Consider the following 23,208-nt stretch of genomic DNA (forward strand, 5'->3'; position numbering starts at 1 on the left):
ATGATGGCACCGTCGTGGTCGGCATCCTCGACAACGACCTGAATATCAATTTTCCGCATCGGATCATGAATGCCCAGCGGCAGGATATTTGCCGCGTCCAGCACTCGCACAACACGTGTCAGAAGTGAAGGGTCCCGCAGGTTGCGGCCGATGGCTGAGATCAGCGCTACCTTGCGCAGGGAAATATCCGCATTGGGATAGGCCTTGGACAGATCGGTTTCGGCCTGTTTGATATTCTTCATCGAGCCTTTGATAAAATGGGTGACCGTATTGGCATTGGAAATCTTGGAGACAATCCAGACATTACGTCGGGTCAGGGCCTCCAGTATTTGCGCGTCATAGCCCTTGATCCCGACCATGTCCTGATCGTGGAACTCAAACGCAAAGACCTTGCGCAGACCGGTGACGATTTCCACGCAGGGGGAAGGTTGTTCGACGTCCGTATCGGCCCAGATCACCGTGCCCTCATGCGTGGGCTCGAAGGCGTTCTTGACCCTGAGCGGGATGCCCGCCTGACGCAGTGTTTTGGCCGCGCGCGGGTGGATCGCCTCCATCCCGAGATTGGACAGCTGATCGGCGACGTCCCAGTTTGTGCGCCCGACGATCTGGACATTATCGACCCCGACGATGCGCGGATCAGCGGACGAAAGATGGAATTCCTTGTGAATGATTGCCTCGCCCGCGCCGGTCACTGCGGCAACGCGCGAGAGTGTGACCTCGCTATAGCCGCGATCATAGGTACCCATCAGCACTTCACGGCATTGGGCATAGCCGGTAACGATCGGTAATTCGCAGGAAATATCGACGGAGGCAAAGGCCTTCTCGATGCAGGAGTCCAGGTTAATGGAGCCTTCCTGACGCCACCCGGTCAGATCAACCAGTCGCGCGTTGACGCCGTGCTGGCCGAGCAGAAGAACAGTGTTGAAGGCGGATTGCGCCTCGCCCAGAGACGACAGCATTTCCCGCACGGTCAGCAAATGCTGATCGAGTTGAAAATGGCCAAAGGAACAGATACGCCCCAGATCCACCAGACAGGAGCGTACGCCTTCGATTCGTTCGCGGATGAAGGTATCAGCAGTATGGCGTGTGCCTTCATCGTCAAAAATGGCGGCATTCTGCGCTAGCATCTTGTCGGCCACTGCCGAAAGCGCGTCATTCCAGCCCCAGCCACCTTCGGCATTGGCGAATTGCGCATAAACCCCCGGTTCCCCGGTTTTTTTGTGCTCAAGCAACGCATCCGTGATCCCGGCATAGGCCGACACCACGATGATCCGGTTATAAAGCTCAGCGCTGGTTCGTCCGCCAATCAGTACCGTATCGAGCAGCTCTGCCGTGCGTGACATCGAGCTGCCGCCGATTTTCTCGACAGTGTGACGGGGCGTGGTTTGCGTGGTCGTCATGGAATATCCTCGTGTCGCCCGGTTCTGGCTTGGGCGATTTGGTTGTAAAGCGGTGTGACTTTCCTGGAGATATTCAGGAGAAGATCCTGTCTCAGGCGTCCTCGGTTGGCGCGTAGGAGCCATCTGCGCGATGCACCTCCTGCCCGGTAACGGGTGGATTGAAACAGCAGGCCATGACCAGTTCGGACTTGGCGGACAGGCGGTGCCTGTCATGCTGGTCCAATGCATACATAACGCCGGGTTTGATCATGTGAACTTGGCCCGTGGCCAGATCCTCGATACTGCCCTCACCCGAGACGCAATAAACGCTCTCGAAATGATGTTTATATTCAAACTCATGCGTGCTCCCCGCAAAAAGGCGGGTGATGTGAAAGCTGAAGCCCATACCGTCGCCCGCCAATAGCAGACGAGTGCTGTCCCAGCCTTCAGTTGTCACCAGGCGATCAGAATTGCGGGCCGTGTTCAGGTCTCTGACAATCATAATGTTCTCCTCAAGCTGCGGCGCTGTTGCGGGTCGCAAAGGCTTCAGCAAATGTGGTTTCCAGTATACCGAGCCCGGCGCGGAACTGCACATCGGAAATGGTGAGGGGGGCGAGAACCTTGACCACCTCATCGTGGCTGCCGGACGTTTCAATGATTAGGCCGTTGTCGAAGCAGGCGGCGCAAATTTCTGCGGCGCGTTCGCCGCTGCCGGCATCAACACCCAGCATCATGCCGCGACCACGCAGGCGCAGATCGTGGGTTTGCGCAATCCTGCCGAGGCGGTCGGCTAGAAGCTCTGCCTTGTCCGCGACTTCCTTTGCAAAGCCATCGTCCGCCCAGAATTTTTCAAGGGCGGCGCGGGCGGTGACAAAGGCGTGATTATTGCCCCGGAACGTACCGTTATGCTCGGCCGGGGTCCATATATCATGCTCAGGCTTGATCAGTGTCAGCGCCATGGGCAGGCCCATGCCGGAAATGGATTTGGCCAGAGTGACGATATCCGGTGAAAGGCCCATTTCTTCAAAGGAGAAAAAGCCGCCGGTGCGGCCGCAGCCGGCCTGTATGTCATCTACAATAAACAGCGCCCCATGTGCCTGCGCGATACCTTCAATCTGACGCAACCATTCGGGGGAGGCGGCGTTCAGCCCCCCTTCGCCCTGCACGGTTTCAACAATAATGGCGGCGGGCGCATCGATGCCGCTGGAGGGGTCAGACAGTTGCTGGTTCAGCAGGTCCGCTGTGTTAATCTCCGGTCCATAATAACCATCAAAGGCGGCGCGGGTGACCCCGGCCATCGGCGTTCCCGCTCCTGCGCGATGTTTTGCGTTACCCGTGGCGGCGAGGGCGCCCAGCGTCACGCCATGGAACCCGTTGGTGAAGGAGATGACATTTGTCCGTCCCGTTACCTTGCGGGCCAGTTTCAGGGCCGCTTCGACGGCGTTTGCCCCGGTTGGCCCGGTAAACTGTAGTCGGTAGTCCAAGCCGCGCGGCTTCAGAATATATGTCTCGAAGCTGGACAGGAACTGTTCCTTGGCGTCGGTGAACATGTCCAGACCCTGTGCAATCCCATCCTCGGAAATATACTCAATCAGGGCCTTCTTTAGATCGGGATCGTTGTGTCCGTAATTCAGCGATGAACACCCGGCCAGAAAGTCGGTATAGGAATTACCCTTTTCATCATAGATTGTCGCTCCCACCGCCTTGTTGAATAGCTTGGGAAAGGAGCGGGAATAAGACCGTACGCCGCTTTCGACGCGGTCGAAGACAGGTAAACGGTCATCGAATGATGCAGTTTTCATTGTGATTCTCCAAAATTTTGGTTTGGTGATGTGGCGGATGGACGCTGTTACGCGACTTTTGCCGCTCGCGCAGGGCTTATTGCGAATGGCCCGATAGTCACGCGGATCTCACTCTCATGTTGGCCATCCAAATGTACATCACGAAGAAAATGTGATTGTGATTTCAGGTCAGTATCGAGTGTCTCTGCAACACTTTGAAACAGAGACCACGAAGCCGAGTTGGATTTTGTAATCGTGCATTCGACATGGCGCATGCTATTGCCATCCGGCCGCTCCAGTACGGACGTGATCAGTCGGCGACCAACCCCTAAACCGCGTGCCGCGCTGTGCACGCAGACCTGCCAAACAAACAAGGTATCGGGCTGACCAGGAGGATTATAACCGGACATCCATCCGACAATCTTTCCGTCGAGTTCCGCCAGGGCACAGGTTGCAGAAAAATGGCTGCATTGCAGAAGATTGCAATAAAGCGAATTTGTATCGAGCGCGCCGACGCTATCGATAAGCCGGTGAATTTGCGGCCCGTCACTGGCTCGGGGTTCCCTGATGCGCAGACTTTTCATTTGCCTGCGGGTCATATCGAGAGTGTCACCTTGAGTCATCTGCTTTAGTCCTCGCGTTCTGCTAGTCCCATTCATGGCTATAATATTAGTTAGTAGTTACTAAATGTCAACACCCTGTGTAGGGTTTATATAACCTAAAATTATTGATAATAAACAATTTTTATTCTCAACTATCCAAAATATTATTTAAGTAAGATTGAAGTTTTGCATATGTACTCCAATATAAATTTCGTATATACTCAGTAATAACAGCGACTAGAAAATCGGCGGTAAATCCGATGGCACTTGTCGCGGCGTCTGGCTTACTCTAGTTTGAAAGCCGGTGAACTCTCTGATCTAATGTGGATTTTGGCCCATGGAAAACCGCACTAAATTCGCACTGACTGCGATGCGGAAAATCCTGCATACTACCGAGCGCAACAGCAAGACACTGTTGCATGCAACCGGACTCACCCCATCGCAACTCATCCTCATGCATGTGCTTGAAGAGACGGGGGAACAGACGGCAGGGTATGTCGCGGCACGTATGGGCATCACGCAAGCGACAACCACTGTCCTGATCCAGAAGCTGGAGAGTCGGGGAATGGTTGAGCGTCGTAAGGGCGACGCCGACCGTCGTCAATCATGGTTATCCTTGACCCCGGAGGGCATTCGCCTCCTTTCGATTAACCCGGATGGGGCCTATAGCCGATTTCACAGGGAGTTCAGCGAATTGCAGGACTGGGAACAGATGATGCTGATCACAGCCCTCGAACGTGTTGCTGCCATGCTCGGCGATGCTGAGCAGGAGTCGGAGATGATCATCGATACAACGGCATTGCCCTCTATGGACGTCTCCTGATTTGCAGGGTTTCCTATATTGATGAGCGAGCATCCGTGCAGCCGGTCGGAATTGCGCTTGTGTATTAAGTTCTTCGCGCTAGACTTTGGCATTTATTGATGTCGGGTCACGGTATGTCGTTGGCGGAAGAAAAAATACGTCACCTTCGCATTTGGGAGGGGGCTGTGGAGGTAGAGCCGCTCGATGGCGGCATGACGAACGAAAATTTTCTGGTGACAGACCGAGGCCGCCGCTTTGTTGTCCGGCTTGGTGGCGATATCCCGGTTCACCATGTTATACGTTCCAATGAACTTGCTGCAAGCCGCGCCGCAGAGGCGGTAGGGGTCTCGCCTGCGGTCATATATCATGAGCCCGGCGTATTGGTTCTCGACCATATTGCGGGACGAACACTGGCCCCCGAAGATCTGGGCGACCCGCTAACTCTACCGCGGGTAATAAGCTTGGTTAGAACCTCCCATCAGCAAATCCCCCGCCATTTGCAAGGACCCGCCCAGATTTTTTGGGTGTTCCATGTGCTGCGTGATTATGCGCGGCTTTTACAGGCCGAGGACAGCCCCTTTAAAAACCGGATCGAAGATTTTCTGACTATCGTCACGCAAACGGAGGCTCTATCCGGCCCCTATGACGTTGTATTTGCGCATAATGACCTTTTGGCAGCCAATTTCATGGATGATGGTGCCCGGCTCTGGCTGATCGACTGGGAGTATGCAGGGTTTAACACGCCCCTATTTGATTTGAGCGGCATGGCCGCCAACAATGGCCTGTCGGATATGCAGCAAAAGGAGATGCTGGAAATCTACTTTGATGTGTCGCTTAACGATGAGCTTTGGCGACGGTATCAGGCCATGAAAATGGCGGCACTCTTGCGAGAAGTCATGTGGAGCATGGTGTCGGAGCTTCACTCCGCCCTCGATTTCGACTACAGCAATTATACGCAAGATAGCTTGTATCGTTTTGAGGCTGCGTATGAAGGCTTTTCAAGGGACTATATCTGAATGACAAGAATCCTGCCCACGACGGCGAAAGCGGTTATTATCGGAGGCGGGATTGTCGGCTGCTCGACCGCCTATCATCTTGCGAAACTGGGATGGCGGGATACGGTTCTTCTAGAGCGGAAGAAGTTGACCTCTGGTACGACATTTCACGCCGCGGGTCTGGTCGGTCAGCTGCGTTCAAGCGCCAACATCACCCAGCTTCTCGGCTATTCCGTTGATCTATATGACCGGCTTGAAGAGGAAACCGGTCTCGGCACGGGCTGGAAGATGAACGGCGGACTTCGTCTTGCCTGTAACGAGGAACGCTGGCAGGAAGTGAAGCGGCAGGCAACAACAGCACAATCCTTCGGGCTGGACATGCAATTGCTTAGTCCAAACGAGGCACGGGACCTCTGGCCCCTGATGACGGTAGATGATGTCGTCGGGGCGGCCTTCCTGCCAACGGATGGACAGGCAAACCCCTCCGATATCACACAGGCACTGGCCAAGGGCGCACGGATGGCCGGCGCGAAAATTTTTGAAGATACGCTGGTCACCGATCTCAGGATCGAGGACGGAAAAATAAAGGGCGTTCAAACCGATCATGGCTTTATTGAGTGCGAGATCGTGATCTGTTGCGCGGGCCAGTGGAGCCGGGAATTCGCTGCCCGTTTCGGTGTTAACATCCCGCTCGTGTCGCTGCAACATCAATATCTTATCACTGAACCCATTAAGGGCATGCCGCGCAACCTGCCGACGTTGCGCGACCCTGATCGGCTCACCTATTACAAGGAAGAGGTTGGCGGCCTGGTTATGGGGGGGTATGAGCCAAACCCAGTGTCCTGGGCGACCGATGGCATTCCCGAAGATTTTCATTTCTCGCTTCTGCAATCGGATTTTGAACATTTCGAGCCAATGATGGAACTCGCGCTTGGCCGGGTTCCGGCGCTGGAGACGGCGGGGATCAAGGAACTGGTCAATGGTCCGGAAAGTTTTACGCCGGATGGTAATTTTATTCTCGGCGAGGCACCAGAACTCAGGAATTTTTTTGTGGGTACCGGGTTTAATGCTTTCGGCATCGCCTCCGGCGGCGGGGCCGGGATGGTGCTCGCCGAATGGGTTGCGAAGGGGGAGCCGCCCTATGATATCTGGAGCGCGGATATCCGCCGCTTTGGTCGGGTGCATTTTGATACTGACTGGATACGTACGCGTACCATCGAAGCCTATGGTAAGCACTACACCATGGCCTGGCCGCATGAGGAAAATAAAAGCGGCCGTCCCAACCGCACCTCGCCGCTCTATGGCCGGCTGAAAGAGGCGGGCGCCTGCTTTGGCGAAAAGATGGGGTGGGAGCGGCCGAACTGGTTCGCGGATCTGGACGCAGGGGAAGTCCCAGCGGATACCTACAGCTTTTCGCACCAAAACTGGTTTTCCGCGGTTGCGCGGGAACATCGCGCGGTACGGGAGGCGGCAGTGCTGATCGACCAGACATCCTTTGCCAAATATTCCCTCAAAGGCCCGGACGCCGAGGCCGCGCTGGGCTGGATTGCCGCCAATGATGTTGCCAAGCCCGTGGGCTCCCTTATTTATACGCAAATGCTGAACGACCGGGGCGGGATTGAATGCGACCTGACGGCGGCACGTATTGCTAAGGATGAATATTACATTGTCACAGGGACCGGTTTCGCGACACATGATTTCAACTGGATTGAACGCAATATCCCGGCTGGACTGCGGGTGAAACTGACCGAGAGGACGACGGAATTATCAGTCCTGTCGCTGATGGGACCGAACGCAAGAAATGTGCTGGAAAAAGTGACTACAGATGATGTCTCCCACGCAGGCTTTCCCTTTGCGACCTTTAAGGAGATTGTAGTTGCGGGATGCCGCTTGCGCGCCCTTCGCATCACTTATGTCGGAGAGCTGGGATGGGAGCTGCATCTACCCATTAAAGATGCGGGCACGGTTTATGATGCGTTGATGGCTGCGGGGCAGGAGTTCGGGCTTATCAATGCCGGGTATCGGGCCATTGAAAGCTGCCGCCTTGAGAAAGGATATCGTGCCTGGGGTGCCGATATTGGGCCGGATCACACACCGCTTGAAGCGGGACTGGGCTGGGCGGTTAAGCTCAAAACCCCACATCCATTCAAAGGCCGGGCCGCGATTGAGGCGCAAAAATCAAAGGGTCTGACGAAAATGCTGGCCTGTTTTACGGTTGATGACCCTGAGGTCGTGCTGCTGGGACGCGAGACTATATACCGCGATGGCGTGCGGGTTGGCTGGCTGTCCAGTGGCGGCTATGGTCATACCATCGCAAAACCCATCGGCTATGGTTATGTTCGCAATTCGGCAGGGGTGGATGCGGATTTTGTCAAAAGCGGCAGCTATGAACTGGACGTCGCCTTGACGCGCATCCCTTGCAAGGTGCATCTGGAACCGCTGTACGATCCGGGAGTGAGCCGGATTAAACGATAATATGTGGGGTAACCACAATACAACAGCATTCGACAAGCATCAGACATTCTTTTGCAAGGCATGTTCCTGCGTTGAGGCAAAGTCGATACCTTCATAGTCATTGCCCGCGACGGCATTGATGGTCGCGACATATTTTGGTGTGCCGCCATTGTAGACGAAATAGCGGATTTTGCCTTCTTCATGACCTTTTACGTTGGAATTATATCCTGTAAACCACGATTTTGCCTTCCGCATCAGCATCACCGCATACATTTTGGTGACTTCCGCTGTCCAACTGTCTTCTGCTTCCTGTGTTGCTTCCGCTCGGATATGGTCATTATCCCGAAGATACATCAGCAGGTCCGTACACCAGTTTACACCGACTTCTATCCCGCGTGGATAATTAGTGGAGGCCGCACCGCTCTGCGGACCGTTCGGCATTAGCAAATTCGGAAAATCATGGATCATCATGCCGAGGAATGTTGATGGGCCATCCTCCCATTTATCTCGCAACATTTCACCGTTCAGTCCTCGGATATCGATATGATCGAACGCACCGGTGATCGCGTCAAAACCGGTTGAATAAATAATGATATCAAAATCATAGTCGGCCTTGCTGGTGCGAATGCCGGTTTCGGTAATGCGCTCAATCGGGGTTTCCTTGATATCAACCAGATGCACGTTATCGCGGTTGTAAGCCTCGAAATAATTTGTTTCCAACGGAACCCGTTGGATGCCGAAACCATGATCGCGTGGAATGAGCTTTTCGGCGGTAACGGGATCTTTCACCCGGCGCCGAATTCTGTCGGCGATATATTCCGAAAACTCGGCATTGGCTTTCTCGTCCATGAAAATTTCACGGAAATTGCTGAGCCAGATTCCAAAACCGGGTTCGTCATAAAGCCGGTCCCAAAGCGCCACGCGCTCTTCGCGGGAAACCTCGAAGAACGGGCGGCGATCCGGTTCATGTTCGAAACCGCCGGGTGTGCGGGCGCAGGTCGCAAAAATTTCGTCATAGCGCGCCCGGATATCGGCCATCTCCGTGTCTGAAATCGGGCTGTTATTAAGCGGCGCGCTCCAGTTGGGGCGGCGCTGGAACACATGAAGCTCCCCCACCTTGTCTGCGATTTCCGGAATAATCTGGATGGCAGTTGCGCCTGTACCAATGATGCCGACCTTTTTGTCGGTCAGGTCAATGCCGTCATGCGGCCAGTGATAGGTATGAAAGGAGCGGCCCTTGAAATCATCCATACCCTCAAGCCGGGGCAGGGTTGGCGTGGACAAAAGGCCGATGGCCAGGATCATGTACCGGCAGCTCAATACCCGGCCGTCATTCACCTTGAGGCGCCATACATTATTTATTTCGTCAAATCTTGCTGCATCGACCCGACAATTGAATTGCATATATTTGCGGAGATCAAACTTGTCGGCAACGAAGTCCAGATAGCGCAAATTTTCGGGCTGGCTCGAGAATTTTTCTTTCCAGTGCCATTCCTCCAGCACCTCTTTTGAAAAAGAGTAGCCATAAGTATAGCTTTCGGAATCAAAACGGGCCCCTGGATAGCGGTTATTGTACCAGGTGCCTCCAAGTCCCGCGCTTCCCTCCAGGACCGTCGCCGATATCCCGAGGTCGCTCAATCGTTTGATCTGGTATATGCCGGCAACACCAGCTCCGATGACAACTACCTCAAAATATGTTTCGTTTGTAACGGTCATAGTTTGTTCCTGATCTTATTGCTTTTATCCGCCAGTCCGCAAAGCGAGTATGATGGTAAGATATGATAGGGACCAAATACAACCTTGTCACATTAACTTTTCCATAATTAAGAGCGTAGCTATCTGGCGCGTCAGAGATTTTCTTGGCAGAGACGTACTCAATTTTGTTGGGCTCAGACGGCATTCTTTGCTCATTGTTCCCCTCCACGATTGCCTGCGCATTATAAAATAACCGTGCGATACCGAAGGCTATAAAGCAGGCTTGGAATTGTTGCGCTTCGGAGCGCAGCAAGTGCGGTTGCTCTGCCGACGGTTAAGAAATAATTAACTAAATATTAGGATAACTGGCCCAGTATACCGAACAGCAGCATTCTTCAGAGTACCGAAGCGATAATGTAGGCCGCTTTAGTGCAATTAATCGGTAAATGGGAAGATATCTAAATGGGCATAATTTTACCCGTTCGAGCGAATTTCATAGATGGGGCAATATCTCCGGCCAGCAATCTGCTGTTGTCGGAGGTCATCGGCGCCCTGAGCTATGCGCTGGATATGACGGAAGGGCAGCCGCCTGGACATAGCATTCGCTGTTGCTACATTGGCATGTCGATTGGTAAAAAGCTTAATTTAACGCATCAGCAGCAATGGGATTTATATTATACCTTGCTGCTAAAAGATGCGGGTTGCAGTAGCAACGCGGCGAGGCTTTACGAACTCTACGGGGGTGATGAGCGTATATTCAAACGAGATTTCAAAACTGTAGACATGAATGACTTCAAACAAGTCAGCAAATTCGTAATCAATCATGTCGGGGTTGGAGAAGGCTTTCTGACAAAATTAAAGCGTCTCGTTGATGTCGGTAAAAATAGCGAGGAATACGCAACAGAACTGATCGAGACCCGATGTGAACGCGGTGCGGATATTGCGAAAAGGCTTGGCTTCAATGATGCAATCGCAGACGGCATCCGGTATCTGGATGAGCATTGGGACGGCAATGGTAAACCCTACAGAAAATCTGGCCATGCTATTCCGATCGCTTCTCAAATCGCGTTGCTGGCTCAGGTTGCTGACGTATTTTTCATGTCCGCAGGCAAAAAATCGAGTCTTGAGCAGGTGTCGCATCGGAGCGGTAGCTGGTTCAATCCAGAGCTCGCGAACGTATTTAAAAGCCTTTCCGGCGACATGAAGTTTTGGTCCGATCTTGGCACCAATGATTTGCAACAGAAAATCATGGCCCTTGAGCCCGCATCATTGGCAATGAAAGTAAGTGAAGAAAGACTGGATGACATAACCGCAGCGTTCGGAATGATCGTCGACGCCAAAAGCTCTTTTACCTACAATCATAGCAGTCGGGTGGCGTTGTATACGGATTTAATTGCGGCAAAATTCGGTTATTCTCAAATGCATCGCTCCTACTTGCGTCGGGCCGCCCTGATGCACGATATCGGTAAACTGGGGGTCAGTAATAATATTCTCGATAAGCCCGGCAAATTGACTGATGAGGAATGGGTGGTCATGCGCGGTCATTCCCGTGCTACGGAAGAAATTCTGTCCCATTTAACGCCTTTTGCGGAAATGGCAAAAATGGCTGGAGCCCATCACGAACGCCTGGACGGAAAAGGCTATCCCTATGGTCTGTCAGACGAGGAAATTCACATGGATACCCGGATCATCACGACGGCGGATATCTTTGATGCAATTACCGCCGAAAGGCCATACCGCGGCGCTATTCCAGTCGATCAGACGCTGGAGATAATGAAAAAAGAATGCGGAACATCAATTGACCGTATTGTCTATGACGCCCTCACGAAAGTGGTTGCGGAGTTAGGTCTGAAGTAAATTCCATTAAATGCAATTGTAAATTATGCAGATGACTAGTTGGGATGTTGAATTTTTTGGCTGTCACCTACACTGTTTGCGGCAATTATTTATTTTAATTTGAAAACGCCCATGTAATTTCCCCGATATGGCATATTAAAGAGCATCTTGTACCCTTTGATTTCGTCCTCATTTTCATACCGGATAATGGCCAGTCCGTTCGGATGGACTTTCAGCCAATCGCCAATCGTACCCAATTGCTCGCTATCGATCGGTTTTTTCAAGCGTCCCGTAAATGTTAATTCCCCATGATATTTAGGGACGAAAGCTAAATCCTGGTCGGGATGTTGCCGTAAATAACCCGCCATAATTTTCAAATCATATTTTTCGAAAATGAATTGTGAGGCGATCCCCTGCCCGATGCATAGAATTATCGCCATGGCGGACGCGGTATAGGCAAGTTTTTTCAGGGATGGTTTAATCCATAAGGCCATCAAAATAATGACACCCGGCAGGAGAGGCACAAGGTAATGCGGCTGCTTGCCGCTTATAAGCGAAAAAGCGATAAAAACAGAAGATATCCAGACCGCGAGAAAACGAACTCCCCAGTCATTTGTATAGGAATTTTTTAACCCCCGGGCGCCTTTCCAGAAGGAGGGAAAAAACAGCCACGGAAGAAAAAGGACCGGCACATAGGGCAGGTAAAACCACAACGGGCGCGCATGCGCGGCATTGAAATCGCCCGTGACACGCCCTGCCGTTTGCTCCCAGATCAGCCAGAACGCGAATTTATCGGAGGAATTTAACAACACAGGGATCAGCCATAGCGATACCGGAATGACGGACAAGACGAGCGCTAAAGCGCATCCGCCGTACCATTTTGCGCGCGGTGTTTCACGCGGAATCCATAGGGGACCGGCCAGAATTGGAAAGATGACATACAGCCATGCCACCGGCCCCTTGGTCAAAACCCCGAGGCCCATTGCCAGTGCCATCCAGAGCAAATATTTTCTCTGGCCGGCTTTGGCATATAAAACCAGCGCAATCAGAGATAACAAAACAAAAACCGTGAGGGTGATGTCAAACATCACAACCTGGCTGTAAAGTAAAAACGGGAGGCTGCCGACAAGTAGGATCGGAACGGTTTGAGAAACCCGCGCACTATCGGGAAACAGCAGTTCCCCCAGCTTTTTTGTCAGGAAGAGACAGGCGATTGAGGAAATCAAGACAGGAAGGGTCCCGGCCCAGCGGCTGACGCCGAAAATCGACCAGGCACTGTTAATCAGCCAGAACAGCAAGGGTGGCTTGTGATGATAAGGCTGGAAATTCACTGTGAGAGGGGCCAGCCAATCGCCGCGCAGATACATTTCCCACGCCGCGCTCATATATCGGGTTTCGTCAATCGGAAGCAGCGGCCTGAAGGCGATCGTTGCCGCGTATAGTGCAACAAGTAACACTATCGGCAGCCAGTACCTGGTAGATTTAAGGTTTTTTATCACGGCATTTCCCTTGCCAGTATCGAGCCGCTACCAATGAATTTGATTTTGAAAAACTCACGCGGAGTTTTACCGCTTTGACGAAGCGATCGTTTCCCGGTCATCTGCAATCCTTATGTGGAGGGTTCCGATGACCCTTTTGACCCTAACGTAATGAAGTAGATATTCCGGAGGTAGATGAACAATCCCGTTCCCTGACCAATGATAAAGACAGGGTCCTGACGGTATAAGGCATAGAGAAAAAGCGTAAAGCCCCCCGCCAGAGAGAAATACCAGAAAGCAGTCGGGATAATGCTTTTCCGCTGCCGTTCCGAAGCAATCCACTGCACGAAAAAGCGCATGAAAAACAGGCTTTGACCAATCAGCCCGATACCAAGCCAGAGCTGCTCATAGGTAATAGACTGGAAAATCGAATTCATAAGCGTCACCCTTAAGTCAAGTCTTCATGTATGGCGGTCTCAAAAGCCCGGCGCGATCTTTTCTGCAACCACAGGACCCCGCAGATATCACTGATACCGACAACGGCACGATCCAGAGTGCCGTATTTGGATTGACCATAAATCCGCGGTCTGTGCGATACGGGAACATGGATGAGCCTTACATTTTCCCGCTTCATCAGGGCGGGCAAAAACCGGTGCATATGATCGAAATAAGGAAGATTCAAGTAATCCCAGCGCCGGAAGAGCTTTAACGAACATCCAGTATCTTTTGTTTGGTCCTTCAAAAGGCCCGCCCGAATTGCATTTGCAATCCGCGAAGAGGCGCGGCGTACCCAGGTATCATTACGTTTGGTGCGGATACCCAGAACCATCATTTTTGGCGTCGTATCCTTATGGCGTTGATAGGTATCCCAGAGTGATTTTATGTCCGCTGGATCGTTCTGCCCGTCCCCGTCCAGAGTCACGATAAAGTCGTTCCCACCGGCCTTGATGCCTGTCCAGAGCGCGGCGGATTGTCCGTAATTATCCGCGTGTTTTATAATTCTCAACGCGGGATACTGGTCTCTTAGGGATTTCAGAATATCCCAGGAGCCATCCGTGCTGGCATCGTCCACATAGATGATTTCGCTTATCGGCAATTGCTCCGCCGCCGCGACAATCTCCTCGAGGAGAGGCTGTATATTCTCTTTCTCATTATAAATAGGAACAACAACCGTTATCATAATCCAATATCCCAAATATCATCGTTGGTGGACAATTGGATTATGAAACTTAAGGCAAACTTAAGAAGGACGAGAAAATGCCGACAAGTGTGTTTTCGCTGTAAATGGCACTCATACAAATGACTGGAAATGGAATATCGGCCTTGTTTTTGAGGCTTTAACTCAAATCGCGGGGCTTTTCGGGAAATGAATTTCAAAACCCGCACCCCTGCCATCTAGCCCTTCGGATACGTGAATTATGGCGCCGTGGGCGTCAACAATGGATTTTACGATTGAGAGGCCGAGGCCGGAACCGGGTACGCCGGACTGGGCAGGGTCAAGAATGCGATAGAACCGGTCAAATATGCGCGCGCGTTCGTTTTCTGGAATGCCCGGACCATTGTCGGCGATTTTGAAAATAACACGCGCCGTCTCTGACCGTGCTGAGATTTCAATTCTGCCGCCCTCCTGGGTGTATTCCACGGCGTTGCTCAGCAAATTCCCGATCATCGTAGAAAGCGCGTGGAACCGCCCTTCGATACTCACATTTTCAAAATTCGTCAGGTACAACGTGATGGATTTTTTATCTGCCAGCGGGGCAATTTCATCTATCACTGTTTCAACCAGTTGTTTTAAGGTTGTAGGCTTAGGCACTTCCTGGATCTGTTCCGGCTCCAGCCGGGTCATTTCCAGAAGCTGATGCACGAGCCGGGTACTTCTATCGACGGCCTTGTACAGTTTTTCGATGGATTGGTCGCGCTCCTCCCGGCTATCGGCTTGTTTTAATATATCCAGCTCCAGGCGTACAACGGTTAAAGGGGTTCGCAGTTCGTGCGCGGCGTCGGCGGTAAAGTGCCGCTGTGATTCCAAAGCTACGGACAACCGGTCCAGCAAACCGTTTAATGCCTTTACAAGCGTGAAGACTTCCTTGGGGACATTCTTTTCAGGAAGTTTTTGTAAAAACTTCGCCGATCTTTGTTCTATGGAAAAGGAAATACGTTTAAGCGGCCCAAAGCCAAAGCCGATAACAAACCAAATCAATCCCGCCAGAATGGGAAGCTGGATTAAGGTCGGCACTAACTGTTCAAAATATATTTCCCAAATGACGGTATGTCGCATGGGAATGGGTTGAGCGATTTGTATAAGCCAACTACCATGTGTTTTGAGACCATAATAGCGCCATTCCTCATTGTCGAATATGACCGTCTGGATGCCGCCCGGCCCCTGCCGTGGAAACTCTATGGACGAGAGGGAGGAAAAGCTTAAACGATTCTGATCCCATACCTGGATCAAAAACTCCTCCTCGCCTTTGAGAGTGCGCCGGATATCTTTTGACTCGCTGATAAATTCGCTCTGCGCGGTCAGGTCGTGAACGGCAATTGCATGGGCAATCTGTTTCATGTTCTCGTCGAACAACTCGTCCATTTCTGCTTTAAGCTGGAAATAGGTCATGCCTGCGCTCGCAATTGTGCTCAGGAAAATCACAGCCAAAATAGAGACGAGCAAACGTTTTTTAATTGATTTCAGGGTCTTCCGCCAAGGTATAGCCGACATTACGGATATTCTTGATTATATCCTTGCCGAGTTTTTTTCGAATTTGATGAATGTGCACCTCAATCGCGTTGCTGGCAACTTCCTCGTTCCATCCATATAGTTTTTCTTCGAGTTGTGCGCGGGAAAAAATAACGCCCGGTCTTTCCATGAGTATCGTCAGCAAAGCAAATTCCTTTGAAGAGAATGTATAGGCCTGATTTTTCAGGCTGACCTTGTGGGACGCCGCATCAATGGACAGGCCGCCCAAGTTCTGAATGGTCGTTTTCTGACCATTTTTTCTCCTCAAAAGAAGGCGGATCCGCGCCTCCAGCTCTTCGAGGGCAAAAGGTTTAAGCATATAGTCATCGGCCCCCATATCGAGTCCTGAAACTTTATCTGCAATCGCATTACGGGCGGTCAAAATGAGGACAGGAATGTCATTCCCGTTCATTCTCAAGTCGGTTAAAATCGAGAATCCATTTCTGCCGGGTAATCCCAGATCAAGGATGAGAAGCGCGTAATCACTGTTTTGCAGGCTCAATTCGACGTCCCTGCCATCCTGGAGCCAGTCAACAGCATAGCCCGATTTACGAAGGGCCCGTTGCAGGGTCTCGCCGATCATTATATCGTCTTCTACAATCAGGAGTCGCATGATTGTTATCACAACTATCTATATTTATTAAAGTATTCTACGTTATAAAAGCAGAAATATTAAGCATTAAAGGCTCGCGAAATTATAAGCTTTACAGCTTTAGGGGATCTGCCACTAATATGGTCTGGACGGATTGCTGTACCAGCTCCATATGACCAAAACCGTTCAGAAAGGCGACTTCTGCCGCATCAAGGCCTACCCCGATACGGGCAATCTCATTAGCCTCCGCCATGCCTGATGTATCGATAAGATGCCAGGTTCCCGCCAAATAAACCTCCGCTACGGCATGAAAGTCAGGCGGTGTTACTCCCGGCGCATATACGCTGGCAAAGCGTGCAGGAATACCAGAGGCGCGCGAAAGCGTAATCATGAGATGAGCAAAATCACGGCAGACACCCTGACGCTGTACGAAAGTGTCAAAGGCTGTGGTTTGACTGTTACTGGAGCCGGAAACATATCGTAGCTTCTTGGCAATCCAATCCCGCATTGCCGCAATGCGTGCGCCGCCTTCAAATTCGCCAAATTCGGCTGCGGCAAAGGAATGAAACTCTTCCGCAGGGCAATATCGTGACGGCATTAAATACCGGACCGTATCACCGGGTAAGAGATGCGGTGATACGGCGTCCAAATCAGCAAGATTGAGAACAGGACGATCAACAGAAACCCGCGCTGTATAGTGACAGGTAAATGCATCCGTCATACGGAGCCAAATGCGATCCCCAATCCCTTCATGGGCCGCAACGCGTGCCATATGCTCATATGTCCCAAGCTCAAGGTTTGCGTTCAAGACCCGTTGATCCGGAAGGTCGGCAACCTCGATCTGCATCAAAATATCGGTCGGTTCTTCCAGGCGGTAATGAAGTTGAACATCGATATCTAAAAGCATGGTGTTTCCTAAAGAAAATTCAGTATCGTCGCAGCGGGTACTATTAACCGATGTGGTGATGGCGCCGGTCGGCAAACTAGAAATAAATATCAACTGGTTTATTGCTGTGTCATCGGATGAAGCTGGCTGTTGATCCGTATCCAGTGGCCCGTCAACGACATAATATGCGGTGCTTTTCAGCCTAAATCATTTGGCGTCGCCTGTCATTCATTGTTCGTGAATTCGAGAGGTAAGGCATAGGGGTGGTTCTTCTTTACTCGACCGGAGCAGTATGTAGTGGCAAGTGCTCAGTGAAAATTTCGACCGCTTGGCATGACAGAGGTGGAGCGGGGATGACGCCATTGGTTTGGCTTAAGGCGGTCTTTTTCAACAGGTGTTGTCGTTTTGTTTTCTTCCAATAAATGCATCAACTGATCACTGACGTCCTCGATATGATGTGCAATGATATGAATAACACCCTGCTCAGACTGTATATTCCCTTCGATAGCCACCACTCTGGCAGAAAGAACAATTCGGCGATAAATTTCGAATTTTTTGGGCCAGACAATAACATTTACAGTTCCAGTTTCATCTTCAAGGGTCATAAAAATAATTCCGGCAGCAGTGCCGGGACGCTGGCGGGTCAGAACAAGCCCGGCAATTTTGACTTTTTTACCTGTTGTACAATTTTGCAAAGCGGTGGCTGTTCCAACTCCATTTCTTGTGAGAAACGGGCGCAGGAAAGAGAGGGGGTGTGCTTTCAGGGATAAACGCAGGCTACCGTAATCTTCCACCACATGCTGGCCAAGCGGCATTGCGGGGAGTTTTATTTCCGCCTCTCGCTGCAACGGTTTTTCTCGCGCAGCAGCCTGTTCAAAAAGCGGTAAATCTTCAAGAGCTCCTCGTTTGCCATTTTGACCGGAAAGTTCCCGCACCGCCCATAATGCGTTCCGGCGATCAAGACCGATTGACCGGAACGCATCTGCATTTGCCAGCGCTTCCAGCGACTTCATATCAATTCCGGAGCGGAAATAAAGATCCCGGACACTGTCATAGCCCTCACCGCGACAAGCAGTCAGTTGCCTGACCCCTGACTTCTTCAGACCACGCACTTGCCGGAAACCTATCCGTAGAGGGAGCAGACTTTGGTCGGGGTTCAGAGGTTCCAGATGATAATCCCATTCACTGTCGTTAATATCAACCGGCAGAATAGTTCCTCCATGCTCCCTGAAATCCCGTACCAGACTAGATGCCGAGTAAAATCCCATCGGTTGAGAATTGAGAATGGCAGCTGCAAAGACGTCAGGATGATGACATTTCAGCCATGCAGACGCATAGGCCAGCAAAGCGAAGCTCGCCGAATGACTTTCAGGAAAACCGTAATCGCTGAAGCCTTCTATCTGACGAAAGCATTGCTCCGCAAATTCCAATGTGTAGTTTCGGCTAATCATGCCATTAATAAATCTTGCCTTGAAATTTCCGATGTCACCAGTGCGCTTGAATGTTGCCATGGCACGCCGAAGCCCATCAGCCTCTTCCGCTGAAAATCCAGCCCCAACCATAGCGATTTGCATGGCTTGTTCCTGAAACAGGGGAATTCCTTTTGTTTTTTCCAGCACAGATTTTAATTCTGTAGACGGATAGCTGACTTTTTCCAATCCTTGCCGTCGTCTCAAGTAAGGATGTACCATATTCCCTTGAATGGGACCGGGTCGAACGATGGCAATTTCGATCACCAGGTCATAAAAATTGGCAGGCTTCAGTCGCGGCAACATTGACATTTGCGCCCGGCTTTCAATCTGAAAGACGCCAATCGTGTCTGCTTTTTGAATCATTTTGTAGGTTGTCTGATCATCGCGTGGAACAGTGGCCAGAGACATAGGTAATTGGTAGTGCCTTTGCAGCAGATCGAATGCCTTTCGTAGGCAAGTCAACATACCAAGTGCCAGTATATCAATCTTGAGAATACCGAGAGTATCGAGATCGTCCTTATCCCATTCGACAATAGTACGGTTCTCCATTGCCGCATTGGAAATAGGACATAGCTCAACCAGAGGATCGCGGGTAATGACAAATCCCCCTACATGTTGTGATAAATGCCGGGGAAAGCCGATTAACTCACGGCTAAGCCGTAGAACCTGCCGTGTGCTGGTATCTATGGGGCCAATTCCGGTCCGGACAGCGTCTTCCCAGTTCAGGCCTGCAGAATTATATCCCCAGACATTTCGGGAAAGGGCGGCCACCACATCTTCCGATAGACCCATGACTTTTCCCACCTCGCGCAAAGCGCTGCGGGTGCGGTAGGTCACCACTGTTGCTGCCAGTCCAGCCCGATGACGGCCATATTTTTGATAGATATACTGGATAACCTCCTCGCGGCGTTCATGTTCAAAATCAACATCTATATCGGGAGGTTCTCCACGTTCAGCAGAAACGAACCGTTCAAATAACAGGTTTATTTCTGACGGATTGACGGAGGTAATGCCCAGGCAATAACAAACAGCAGAATTAGCAGCGGAACCGCGTCCCTGGCAGAGTATTGGAGGATTCCGCGAGCGGGCAAAGCGGACAATGTCATGGACGGTAAGAAAATACGGTGCGTATTTTAAACGGCCGATCAGATCAAGCTCATGTTGTAAAATGCTCGATACCTTTTCGGGAAGTCCTTCCGGGAAGCGGGCCTGTGCGCCATTCCATGTGAGGCGTTCCAGCTCAGCTTGTGGCGTTAGACTGCTGCCGGTTGGCTCGTCCGGATATTGATAAGCCAGTTCATTAAGTGAAAACTGGCACTTTTCAGCGATTTCGACGCTACGTCTGACTGCCGCAGGAAAGCCGGGAAACAGACGATAAATTTCGGCTGGAAGCTTTAAATGCCGCTCTGCATTGGCCTGCAGACGAAACCCTGCTTCCCGGATGGTAGTATGCTCGCGAATACAGCTCAAAACATCCTGCAGGGGACGGCGATTGGGGATGTGATAGAGAATATCATTGGTGACAACTGTCTTGAGATTATGATGCAATGCCAGGTCGGCTAAACAATCAAGACGTTCCAGGTCGCGATCCCCAAAATACAGCGATAGGGAAAGGTAGCTTGTTTTTGGAAAAGCCGCGGCAAGCTTGGCCAGCTGTGCCTCGAATTTCGATGAAATTTCGTAAGGCGGCATGGCAATAAAAATCTGCCCTTTACTATACGCTACGATATCGTCAAATGTCAGATGACAGCCCCCTTTTTCTGCTCGCCGATTGCCAAGAGTTAGTAGCTGCGTCAAGCGACTATATGCCGCTTTATTGGTTGGTAAGCACAGGCATTCGAACCCATTTGTTAAAACGAGGCGGCAGCCGACCACCAGCCGGATCTGCGCATTGCAGGCAGCTTTATACGCCCGAACTATACCGGCAAGCGTATTTCTATCGGCAATACCGATCGCTTTATATCCAAGCGCCGCAGCCGTTAATACCAATTCATCAGGATGAGAGCCGCCGCGCAAAAAACTGAAGTTGCTGGTAACCGCGAGTTCGGCATAAGGCAGCGTGGGCTCAGGTGATTTGGCTCTCATGAAAATAGGCCATGTAGATACCAACGCGGATTATCCTGTTTCCGGCTATAAAGGCCATCCCGGTAGAGCCAGAATCGGTACCCTTTATTGTCTTCCACGCGATAATAGTCCCGTGTCTGGGGAAAGCCTTTCTCGGCATGACGTCGCCACCATTCAGGGGCCACCCGTTCTGGACCCTCAGCGGCGATAATATCATGCTGCTGTCGTCGCCATTGAAATCTTAACGGGGGACCATCGGGGACTTCTGCAAGGACTGTAATTGGTTCAACTGGCTTAAAAATCAGGAGCGGGCGTGAGGGCGAATTCCCTGCCTTTTCGCGCCATTGCAAAACCGGGTTGTTCCGGTGTGCAGAGCTTCTACGAAATGCCCTTTCCGGTAAATGACTTTCCGCTGGTATGAAGCGGGTGATCTTGTCGAAGCCAAAACGGTTGCCGAACCGATCTAGTAGCTGGCTCAAGTCGGGAGAAGATACTCTTTGGTTTTCTGCCAGTTCTGCTGACCATTTAAGCTGGACATCATCCGTTTCCTCTACATCAAGAGCTGTCAGCGTTATTAGATCAAACCCATATCCTCTATCTAAATTAGTTCCGAGACGTGACAGGGCTTCGCGAAACAGCAATGTGATGTGGGGCCCCTCATGGCACAGACGGCTGGTTCTTATCCTCATCCTTTCCATATGGCCATCTATCCGAAACAGTCGCAATTCTAGACACCGCGCGCCTTTACGTACTTCTTGTAAGTTGTCAGCCATTTTACCGGCGAGGATTTCAAGGGCAATATCGACCGCCTCCAACTGCACAACAGGTTCGACAAATGGGTAACGCAAATGAAAAACGGGAGGTGGGATCAGAGGTCCAAACACTTCGGCACTTTTCCCTGTTGCCTGGTTTAATCGTTCAATCAATCGTGCCCCAAAACGAGAAATAAGAGGCGCTTTTGGCATGTCTAGAATGTTTCCGACTTTCCGCAAGCCCAGCTGTCCAAGGCGTCTGGTCGTATCATCATTAAGCCGTAAAGCGGACAGAGGCAGGGGAGCGAGGAAGGCATTAACCGATCCTTCCTCCACCCGTGTAATCGGGTCCGGGCTATATCTGGCTGCCGCCCATGCAGCTCCGATTGTCTCGGCAGTGGCCAGCCGTGCAGTCAAGTGGAACTGCCTCATGCGGCTTGATATATCGGTAAGCATTTCCTGCTCACCGCCGAAAAGATGGGCACATCCAGTAATATCGAGAGCTAAACCATCCAATGCATGGGTAGTTACAAGCGGACTGTAGCGCAAGCACCATAGGGCAAGACGGGCCAAAGACACCTTATCGGCATCAGGCGTGGCATTCTCTGTTACAAGGTCAGGGCAAAGAGCCCGCGCATCCGCAATTGGCATGCCAGCCGCAACACCCATTGTTTCCGCCGCTAAATTGGTGGCAGAGATACGCATGCCTCTTGAACTGCTTGTAATCAAGGCAAATGAGACTTGGTCTTTGGACTTATGGGGCTTCATTAACCGGTTATGATCATCATGAAGCATATTGTGCATCAGCGAATTATTGTATTGCGGACTTCCCTGAAACCGACGTTCGGTCGGCCAGCGGGGTAACCAAATTGAAAGAAAGCGTCTCATGATCCCATTCCATTTGCCAGTTGCCAGGATGCCCTTGTTTGCATCGTGCCAAGGTCACGTGCCAGCGAGGAGGGCCTACGGCAGGGACTTTGGCGTTGTTGTGTTGCACCGGAGAACTTGGGCGGGATGAAATAACCCATCGAGTGACAGCCGCCGTTGAACCGCTTGCCATTGGGTGACTGGCCATATAATGGCGTAGTAAAAGTAATGTCCCGCCATATCGGGCTGCACGCACCGATAAACGGCGACTAGCCGTAAAATCATATAGTTTTTCAGAAGATGTATAGATGGCTCCAATAAGGGGGCCGGTTGGCGATGAGAGCCCTTCTTCTATTACCCATAGCATGTCTTTTTCTCGCTTTACCTCAACATGCAAGAAGTTATCTGGCGCGGGGCCGAGAGCGGCCAGGCCGTGTGGGTAGGGCGTATGCGGAAAATCAGTGCGATCGCCAAATCCGCACCAGATAACAGGAGCAGTCTCTGTATCTCGCAGCTTGTGGAGAAGACATGCCATAAACCCAAAAGCGGCCGCGAAGTCTGGATAAGACGCGGGAACAAATTCGTGAATGGCGCCGCGCAGTAAACTGCCATTTGGTAAAGATGCATCAATGACAGGGATATTGAAAAGACCCGGCGGCTGAAAATTGCCCTGCTTGGACTGTATGGGAGTGAAATGACTTGCAGGCGGGCTTTTTGCAGGCATGCTGTTTTCAGCCGCCAAGATCTTATCCCTCAATTTATGAATCTTGTGTCGCTTGTAAGAGAGCATTCTATCTTAGAATCCTGTTTACAGATTTTACG

The 23,208-nt window shown here is 51.3% G+C and carries 18 protein-coding genes; 4 read left to right on the plus strand and 14 right to left on the minus strand.

Translation table 11 applies throughout. The features are described 5' to 3' along the window. The 4 genes from ACESNI_RS07375 to ectA all read right to left on the minus strand — a co-directional run. The coding region (locus ACESNI_RS07375) for an aspartate kinase (RefSeq protein WP_373085902.1) at positions 1-1,400 on the minus strand (1,400 nt) is incomplete at its 3' end. A 91-nt stretch (positions 1,401-1,491) separates the two neighbouring features. Continuing rightward, positions 1,492-1,881, minus strand: coding sequence for an ectoine synthase (locus ACESNI_RS07380; RefSeq protein WP_373085903.1), 390 nt, complete (start codon positions 1,879-1,881; stop codon positions 1,492-1,494). A gap of 10 nt (positions 1,882-1,891) precedes the next feature. Continuing rightward, positions 1,892-3,181 (minus strand): diaminobutyrate--2-oxoglutarate transaminase, encoded by a 1,290-nt coding sequence (ectB, locus tag ACESNI_RS07385; RefSeq protein ID WP_373085904.1) that lies wholly within the window; start codon positions 3,179-3,181, stop codon positions 1,892-1,894. 47 nt (positions 3,182-3,228) lie between these two features. Next, a complete protein-coding gene (ectA, locus tag ACESNI_RS07390; protein WP_373085905.1) occupies positions 3,229-3,783 on the minus strand; it encodes a diaminobutyrate acetyltransferase in 555 nt (184 codons plus the stop codon). Between the two features lie 316 nt (positions 3,784-4,099). Here ectA and ACESNI_RS07395 point away from each other — a divergent pair, with 316 nt between their 5' ends. From ACESNI_RS07395 to ACESNI_RS07405, 3 genes are all read left to right on the plus strand, one after another. Beyond that, entirely contained in the window at positions 4,100-4,585 is a 486-nt protein-coding gene (locus ACESNI_RS07395; protein ID WP_373085906.1) for a MarR family winged helix-turn-helix transcriptional regulator, read from the plus strand. Positions 4,586-4,683: 98 nt separating this feature from the next. Further along, positions 4,684-5,580 carry a phosphotransferase gene (locus ACESNI_RS07400; protein WP_373085907.1) on the plus strand — a complete coding sequence of 299 codons (897 nt, stop codon included), beginning with the start codon at positions 4,684-4,686 and terminating at the stop codon, positions 5,578-5,580. Continuing rightward, entirely contained in the window at positions 5,581-8,034 is a 2,454-nt protein-coding gene (locus tag ACESNI_RS07405; protein ID WP_373085908.1) for an FAD-dependent oxidoreductase, read from the plus strand. A gap of 39 nt (positions 8,035-8,073) precedes the next feature. On the opposite strand, the gene ACESNI_RS07410 is transcribed toward ACESNI_RS07405, so the two are convergent. After that, entirely contained in the window at positions 8,074-9,729 is a 1,656-nt protein-coding gene (locus tag ACESNI_RS07410) for a flavin-containing monooxygenase (protein ID WP_373085909.1), read from the minus strand. 441 nt (positions 9,730-10,170) lie between these two features. On the opposite strand from ACESNI_RS07410, the gene ACESNI_RS07415 reads away from it, so the two are divergent. Next, positions 10,171-11,565, plus strand: a complete 1,395-nt coding sequence (locus tag ACESNI_RS07415) for an HD-GYP domain-containing protein (protein WP_373085910.1) — start codon at positions 10,171-10,173, stop codon at positions 11,563-11,565. Positions 11,566-11,654: 89 nt separating this feature from the next. Here ACESNI_RS07415 and ACESNI_RS07420 read toward each other — a convergent pair whose 3' ends face one another. The 9 genes from ACESNI_RS07420 to ACESNI_RS07460 all read right to left on the minus strand — a co-directional run bounded on the left by ACESNI_RS07420 (position 11,655) and on the right by ACESNI_RS07460 (position 23,128). Next, positions 11,655-13,001, minus strand: a complete 1,347-nt coding sequence (locus ACESNI_RS07420; RefSeq protein ID WP_373085911.1) for an ArnT family glycosyltransferase — start codon at positions 12,999-13,001, stop codon at positions 11,655-11,657. Between the two features lie 152 nt (positions 13,002-13,153). Next, complete coding sequence (locus ACESNI_RS07425) at positions 13,154-13,459, minus strand: lipid-A-disaccharide synthase N-terminal domain-containing protein (protein ID WP_373085912.1); 306 nt, start codon at positions 13,457-13,459, stop codon at positions 13,154-13,156. Positions 13,460-13,470: 11 nt separating this feature from the next. Continuing rightward, positions 13,471-14,202, minus strand: coding sequence for a glycosyltransferase family 2 protein (locus ACESNI_RS07430; RefSeq protein WP_373085913.1), 732 nt, complete (start codon positions 14,200-14,202; stop codon positions 13,471-13,473). Between the two features lie 162 nt (positions 14,203-14,364). Next, entirely contained in the window at positions 14,365-15,582 is a 1,218-nt protein-coding gene (locus tag ACESNI_RS07435) for an ATP-binding protein (protein ID WP_373085914.1), read from the minus strand. A 112-nt stretch (positions 15,583-15,694) separates the two neighbouring features. Then, complete coding sequence (locus ACESNI_RS07440; RefSeq protein ID WP_373085915.1) at positions 15,695-16,366, minus strand: response regulator; 672 nt, start codon at positions 16,364-16,366, stop codon at positions 15,695-15,697. 91 nt (positions 16,367-16,457) lie between these two features. Next, positions 16,458-17,252, minus strand: coding sequence for a transglutaminase family protein (locus tag ACESNI_RS07445; RefSeq protein WP_373085916.1), 795 nt, complete (start codon positions 17,250-17,252; stop codon positions 16,458-16,460). A 287-nt stretch (positions 17,253-17,539) separates the two neighbouring features. Then, entirely contained in the window at positions 17,540-20,788 is a 3,249-nt protein-coding gene (locus ACESNI_RS07450) for an error-prone DNA polymerase (protein ID WP_373085917.1), read from the minus strand. Further along, positions 20,785-22,407, minus strand: a complete 1,623-nt coding sequence (locus ACESNI_RS07455) for a DNA polymerase Y family protein (protein ID WP_373085918.1) — start codon at positions 22,405-22,407, stop codon at positions 20,785-20,787. Before ACESNI_RS07455 ends, ACESNI_RS07450 begins: the two co-directional genes overlap by 4 nt. Next, the gene (locus ACESNI_RS07460) at positions 22,331-23,128 is read right to left on the minus strand and encodes an ImuA family protein (protein WP_373085919.1); all 798 of its coding nucleotides are present in this window, start codon (positions 23,126-23,128) and stop codon (positions 22,331-22,333) included. The genes ACESNI_RS07455 and ACESNI_RS07460 overlap by 77 nt, the downstream gene beginning before the upstream one ends. Between the last annotated feature and the right edge of the window lie 80 nt (positions 23,129-23,208).

The organism is Sneathiella sp., assembly GCF_041689005.1.
Taxonomy (GTDB): domain Bacteria; phylum Pseudomonadota; class Alphaproteobacteria; order Sneathiellales; family Sneathiellaceae; genus Sneathiella.

Excerpts from the sequence above, each read along its gene's own strand:
- ACESNI_RS07380 (WP_373085903.1), bottom strand. The coding sequence starts at position 1,881 with ATGATTGTCAGAGACCTGAACACGGCCCGCAATTCTGATCGCCTGGTG.
- ectB (WP_373085904.1), bottom strand. The coding sequence starts at position 3,181 with ATGAAAACTGCATCATTCGATGACCGTTTACCTGTCTTCGACCGCGTC.
- ectA (WP_373085905.1), bottom strand. The coding sequence starts at position 3,783 with ATGACTCAAGGTGACACTCTCGATATGACCCGCAGGCAAATGAAAAGT.
- ACESNI_RS07395 (WP_373085906.1), top strand. The coding sequence starts at position 4,100 with ATGGAAAACCGCACTAAATTCGCACTGACTGCGATGCGGAAAATCCTG.
- ACESNI_RS07400 (WP_373085907.1), top strand. The coding sequence starts at position 4,684 with ATGTCGGGTCACGGTATGTCGTTGGCGGAAGAAAAAATACGTCACCTT.
- ACESNI_RS07405 (WP_373085908.1), top strand. The coding sequence starts at position 5,581 with ATGACAAGAATCCTGCCCACGACGGCGAAAGCGGTTATTATCGGAGGC.
- ACESNI_RS07410 (WP_373085909.1), bottom strand. The coding sequence starts at position 9,729 with ATGACCGTTACAAACGAAACATATTTTGAGGTAGTTGTCATCGGAGCT.
- ACESNI_RS07415 (WP_373085910.1), top strand. The coding sequence starts at position 10,171 with ATGGGCATAATTTTACCCGTTCGAGCGAATTTCATAGATGGGGCAATA.
- ACESNI_RS07425 (WP_373085912.1), bottom strand. The coding sequence starts at position 13,459 with ATGAATTCGATTTTCCAGTCTATTACCTATGAGCAGCTCTGGCTTGGT.
- ACESNI_RS07430 (WP_373085913.1), bottom strand. The coding sequence starts at position 14,202 with ATGATAACGGTTGTTGTTCCTATTTATAATGAGAAAGAGAATATACAG.
- ACESNI_RS07435 (WP_373085914.1), bottom strand. The coding sequence starts at position 15,582 with ATGAAACAGATTGCCCATGCAATTGCCGTTCACGACCTGACCGCGCAG.
- ACESNI_RS07440 (WP_373085915.1), bottom strand. The coding sequence starts at position 16,366 with ATGCGACTCCTGATTGTAGAAGACGATATAATGATCGGCGAGACCCTG.
- ACESNI_RS07445 (WP_373085916.1), bottom strand. The coding sequence starts at position 17,252 with ATGCTTTTAGATATCGATGTTCAACTTCATTACCGCCTGGAAGAACCG.
- ACESNI_RS07450 (WP_373085917.1), bottom strand. The coding sequence starts at position 20,788 with ATGAGAGCCAAATCACCTGAGCCCACGCTGCCTTATGCCGAACTCGCG.
- ACESNI_RS07455 (WP_373085918.1), bottom strand. The coding sequence starts at position 22,407 with ATGAGACGCTTTCTTTCAATTTGGTTACCCCGCTGGCCGACCGAACGT.